The sequence below is a fragment of the Mycoplasma sp. 11548 genome (assembly GCF_055523555.1).
Map to the genome: position 1 here is coordinate 1,121,553 of NZ_JBVFVF010000001.1, position 6,110 is coordinate 1,127,662.

Annotated in this window: 4 protein-coding genes; all 4 read right to left on the minus strand. The window is 26.0% G+C overall.

Annotation, left to right across the window (positions count from 1 at the left end; genetic code table 4):
• Nucleotides 1-108: 108 nt before the first annotated feature.
• From ftsH to AC0B4K_RS04605, 4 genes are read right to left on the minus strand one after another with little or no spacing between them, the layout of a single operon-like run.
• On the minus strand, nt 109-2,127 hold the full coding sequence (gene ftsH, locus AC0B4K_RS04590; protein ID WP_465103978.1) for an ATP-dependent zinc metalloprotease FtsH: 2,019 nt from the start codon (nt 2,125-2,127) through the stop codon (nt 109-111).
• A gap of 53 nt (nt 2,128-2,180) precedes the next feature.
• Complete coding sequence (tilS, locus tag AC0B4K_RS04595; protein WP_465103979.1) at nt 2,181-3,080, minus strand: tRNA lysidine(34) synthetase TilS; 900 nt, start codon at nt 3,078-3,080, stop codon at nt 2,181-2,183.
• Nucleotides 3,049-3,618, minus strand: a complete 570-nt coding sequence (gene pth, locus AC0B4K_RS04600; RefSeq protein ID WP_465103980.1) for an aminoacyl-tRNA hydrolase — start codon at nt 3,616-3,618, stop codon at nt 3,049-3,051. Before pth ends, tilS begins: the two co-directional genes overlap by 32 nt.
• A gap of 1 nt (nt 3,619) precedes the next feature.
• Nucleotides 3,620-5,938 (minus strand): AAA family ATPase, encoded by a 2,319-nt coding sequence (locus AC0B4K_RS04605; protein ID WP_465103981.1) that lies wholly within the window; start codon nt 5,936-5,938, stop codon nt 3,620-3,622.
• Between the last annotated feature and the right edge of the window lie 172 nt (nt 5,939-6,110).

Genomic DNA, 6,110 nt, shown 5'->3' on the forward strand with positions numbered 1-6,110 from the left:
TTAATAGTTATTGAGTACTCTTTATACCCCTAAAAATAGTAATAAAGAAAAACAAAAAACTAACACAAATGTTAGTTTTTTTGTTTATAAAAGATTTTACCAAGTATTTTATTGTTCTTGTGTGTTAGGTTCTTCAACCGATTCTGCTTGAATTTCTTCTTTTGGTTTGTCTTCAGTTAGAGAAATTAAAGAATCTAAATCAATTGGTTTATTTTCTTTTTTAACTTCTTCTTGTTTAGGTGGAAGTTTTAAGTTTTTAGCAATGTATTCGATTTCCTCAGAAATAATTGTTTCTTTTTCTAAAAGTAATGTCTTAATTAATTCAAGTAATTCTTTATTTTCGTTAATTACTTTAAGGGCAATTTCTTTAGCTTCTAAAATAATTTTACGAACTTCTAATTCAATTTCGTGACTAATTTGGTTAGAAATTGATGAACTAGTAGCTAAAGTTTTACCTAAAAATGGAGACCCAGATTCTTCTTGATATTTAATAGGACCTAAGTCACTCATACCAAATTCAGTAACCATTCTACGTGCAATAGAGGTAGCTTTATTTATATCATCAGATGCCCCAGTAGAAACATTATCGGCACCATAAATAATTTCTTCAGCAGCTCTACCACCCATGAAACTAGCAATAGATGCTAACAATTCTTTCTTAGAATAGTTGTACTTTTCTTCTTCAGGCATCATTAAGTTGTATCCACCAGCTTGACCACGAGGGATAATAGTAATTTTTTGAACCTTGTTTCCGCCTGGAATTCTAATTCCAACTACTGCATGACCTGCTTCATGATAAGCAACCATTGTTAATTCACGTTTTGTAATAGTTCTTGATTTTTTAGCTGGACCTGACATTACACGGTCAATCGCTTCATCAATAATTTCTAATGTTATAACATCAGATCTTTCACGAACACCTAATAAAACAGATTCATTAATAACATTTTCTAATTGAGCGCCTGAGAAACCAGGTGTTCTTTTTGCAACATTAGAGAATTGAACATCGCTTGAAAATCTTTTTCCTTTTGCATGTAATTTTAAGATTTCTTCTCTTTCTTTAACATCTGGTAATCCAACCGTAATAACACGGTCAAAACGACCAGGTCTTGTTAAAGCAGGGTCTAAGACATCAGTACGGTTAGTTGCAGCAACGAACAAAAGACCTGAATTTTCTTTAATACCATCCATTTCAACTAATAGTTGGTTTAAAGTTTGCTCTCTTTCATCGTGCCCACCTCCAATACCGCTACCTCTTGTTCTACCAATTGCATCAAGCTCATCAATAAACACAATTGCTGGTGCATTCTTTCTAGCTTCAGAAATTACACTTCTAACTCTTCTTGCACCCATACCAACAAACAACTCAACAAAGTTAGATGCTGATACAAAGTAAAATGGTACATTAGCTTCACCCGCAGTAGCTTTAGCTAATAAAGTTTTACCAGTTCCAGGAGGACCACCAAGCAAAATACCTCTTGGCATCCTTGCTCCTGCTTCTTCATATCTTTTTGGATTTTTAAGATAATCAACAATTTCTTTAATTTCTTCAATTGATTCCTTATTACCAGCAACATCTTTAAATTTCTTATCGGATTTAATGATTTGTGCCGGTGATTTTTCGCCAAACATACCACCTTGTCCATTCATCATTTTGCTTTGTCCTCTGTAAACAAAGTAAATAACAAATAAAAATAATGCTGTAGGAATTAATGATATAAGTATTGATGTAAAAATACTTTGTTCTGGAGTTTTAACTGACCAAACTTGTCCAAGTTGTGTTGAATTATTTGCATTATTAGTGAATAAAACTGCTTTTCTCATTACATCTTGGTAATTATTTATTAAAGTATAAACTTCATTTATTTTCCCATATGTAACAGCACTTTCAGTTTTATCACCATTAGTTAAAACAGTGTTAATTGTGTTTTTAAATGGATCATAGACAATTGATACAAAATAGTTCTTGTCTTCAGTGTCGCTAGCAGCTGCTTCTAATTTAAGAATTAATTGACTTATACTTAATTCGTTTCCAGTTGTTCTTCTAGTTAATACATAATAAAGAACAATACCTAAAACTAATAAAATTAATATAGTTATTCAGATTATTATTTTTTTATTTTTCATACCTTCCTTTCTGTAACAAATATATTAAGTATATTATAAAATAAATTTAAAAGTTATTGTTTTATTTTTAATAAATTGCCTTTTTGTTTTTTGAGATAAAAATTATCATTCAATTTATATGAATTTGTTCTTTTTTTACTTAAAATAAAACTAACAATGTTTTCTATTTTATCATTAGATAATTTTATATTTTCATAATTACTATTTATAAACTTATAAACCAAGTCTTTTTTGTTTTTTAAATGTAAAAATATATCTTGAGAGAATTTTTTATTTTCTCAACATTTATATTCGTTTAATATTTTTTTGTTTTTAAAACTCAAAAATAAGTTTTTGATTAATATTTGTGATAAAAAACTTATTTTTTTTAACTTATTTTTTTTGTTATTTTCAATTCTTATTTTATTCCTGGTGTATTTTGGAACATCATTTGTATAATCTTTTTGAAATGGTATCTTATTTTTAATTACTTTTTTAAGAATAGTGTTTTTAAAATATTTAAAGAGCAAGGGCCTAAAGATATTCATACCTTTATAATGGTTAATCTTACGAATTCCATAATATTCAACATCACGGTTTGAAGAAAGTTGAAAAATTGCAGTTTCTAAAAAATCATCAAGATTGTGGCCAGTCAATAAAATATTACAATTCTTTTCTTTATATATTTTTTCAAAAAATGCATATCTTTGGTCCCGTGCCCAAGTTTGAAAATTTCCTTTTTTATAATCGAGTTTATTTAGTGATAAACCAAAAAAAGGAATATCATATTTTTGACAAAAAATATTAACAATATTATAATCAACATTGCTATCAAAACGTTGATTATAATTAACACAAGCTACTAGTATGTTTTTATAATTTTTATATTTATTTAATAAAAACATACTATCAGGTCCTCCGCTTACAGCAATAAGAATTTTGTTATTTTTTAGGTTTAGTTTTGTTTTTAGCATTAAATTTATTCATTACAGTATAAATATCATTAAAACCAAATAATATAGCAGCATCTGCACTTTTTTCTAAAACCCTATTTAATTCCTTTATTTCAGGCTCGGTAAATTTTCCTAAAACAAAATGTTTTAGTTCACCTTCAAAAGGTGAACTTATTCCAATTTTAAGGCGTTTGAAATCTTCTTTATTGAGATGTTGAATGATATTTTTAACACCGTTATGACTTCCTCCACTTCCTCCAACTTTTATAGTTGCTTTTCCAATTTCAATATCTTTTTCATCATGAATTACCATAATATCATCAGAATTTATTTTGTAGAAATTTGCCAGGTCTCGAACAAATTCTCCTGATAAATTCATGTAAGTTAAAGGCCTTGCGATAATTAAATCCTCAACTTTTTTATATTCACCTTTAAATCTATTTATATCTAAGGTAATCCCTAATTTTTCACATATTCGATCAATTGCTAAAAATCCAGCATTATGTCTTGTGTATTTATATTCAATTCCGGGGTTTCCTAATCCAACTATTAATTTCATCTTACTCCTTTAACATCCAACTTAAGTTTGTAATAATATTTCTTGGCTTTAAAAATTCTTTTAAAAAAATTGTTGAATAAATTTTATTTGTGTGTGCAAAAATAACTAATTCTTTTATAGCCCTAGAAGTAGCCGTATAGACAAGTTTTTTATATAGCATTTTTTGGTGTGCTGGGTGCACAACAAAAATACAGCAATTAATTTCACTTCCTTGGAATTTGTGTGCCGTAACCGCATAAGCTAATTTAACTTCATTTTTGAATTCATCTTTAGAATAGATAATTATTTTTTCATCATATCTAACATGAATCTCTTCTTTGTTGTTTGCGGAATTTTTTATAAATTTTTCAATATATCCAATATCGCCATTTGAAATACCTTCATCATATCTATTGACTAATTGAATTACTTTATCATTTAATTTAAATTTAAATTCTAATTCATTTATTTTATATTTATATATTACTTCTGAATCTCTATTATACACATTTTGAATTTGTTCATTAATTTTATCAATACCAAAAAAACCTTTATACATTGGACAAATGATAATCACATTATTTAAATCATATTTATTTACTTTTTCTACAAATAAGTCACCTAAATCATTTAGGTAATCGTTATATATATTTAATGAAACACTATTTTTTGTTAATGTAGTTCCTTGATAATTACAAAAATCTGTATATATAATTTCTTTTGTTTTTTGATTTAATTCAGTAATTTTTACACTCAAATTATTTTTTAAGTAATCTTTAAAACTAGTATCAGAATTTAACTTTTCAAAATCTCCAAGAGAATTAATAAAGTTTGTATAATCAATGATTTCGTGACTTTCAGCCCTAAAATTCTCTTCTAAATAAGTTACTGAAATTTTCTGCGAATCAATTAAATCATGCAGTAAGTTACCTGGACCAATTGCAGGCAATTGGTTAACATCTCCAAGTAAGATTAGTTTTTGCAAGTTTTGACATACTGATAAAAGTAAATAAAAAATATTTAGATTAACCATACTAAATTCATCAATTATTAAACATTTTATATCATTAAAATCTTCAATACTTTTTGTAACTTTTTCATCATCAGTTGGAATACTTAAAAAACTATGTATTGTTTTTGTAACAAACCCATGTTTTTTCGATAAATTAGCACAAACTCTCCCGGTGGGTCCAAGTATCATAAAATCTTTTCCAAGTTTAAATTTAGATTTTTTCAAAGTATCATGCAAATGTTTAATGATATTGCTTTTCCCGGTACCTGGGGCACCCGTTATGATACTAATATTATTATTTAAAGATTCGTAATAAGCTTCTTTTTGTTTGTCAGATAAATAATTTAAATCTTTTTTTGGCAAAATTTTTAATTTGAGTGGTTTTACATCTTTTATTTTATTAATCCAGAAGGTTACCATATTCTCTTTATCATAAGTAGTTTTTCGGCAAATCAAATTATCAACAGATAAAATTACCCCTTTATTAATCATATCCTTTAAAAATTCTTCAATAACTATATGATCATATAAATTAGAAGTTTTTTGTAATAACTCAATAACTTCCTTTGAAAATAGAAAGGTTGAATTATTTTCTTCTAAAAAGGCCATTGAGTAGTTTAAATATGCTTCCAATCTTTCGTATGAATTAGTTCGATATCCTAATGCTAAAGCAAAAGTATCTACATCATGTAAATTTAATTTATTAATTAAAAACAAATTATAAGGATTATTAACTTTGTAATGAGTTAATAAATCTTTAACATTAGAATTTAAATACTTAATTTTTTCATATAAATTTTGAATTTTATTTAATTCAAAAAAGAACAACTCTTCATCAACGACATTATTTACATCAATTAATTGGTTTATTTTATCTTTATGTTCTTCATAAATGTTTTTTATCATTTCTTTTTGTTTAGTTGACAAAAAACTAGCAAAAGCATCATTGGTTAAATCACCATTCTTTACGATTGTATAAAAATCTATAAAACCAATATGTGTTTTAATTTTGTCGATTGCAACAAATCCCACCTTTGGGGTTAGTTTTAAGTATCTGTATAACTCTGTTTCGCGATCAATTGTTTTAGGTCTAGTATAAAAATTAACCAAAACATAATTGTTATTTTGGCTTTTAATAGATTTTGTAACAATAAAATCGTAACTTTCAAAAAGTTTTGGTATATTTTTTGAAGCATAAACGACTATTTTTTCTTTTTTATCTGTTTCACACATTAACAAGGCTCATAATTGGCCAGGACTACTTTTTAATACTTTAATAGGTGTAGCAACATAGTGTTCTTCATTGGTTTTTAGTTGGTAATTACTCATATATTTAATAAATTATAAAATAATTTTTAATAATTAGAAATTCACAAATATTTCACAGAGTTATCAACATTTTAATAACTTGTTAGTAAAGATGTGAATTAAAATTACTTATTAACAAGTTATTTTTAAATATTTTATTTATAAAATAAAAAATATTATAAAATTTAAAAAT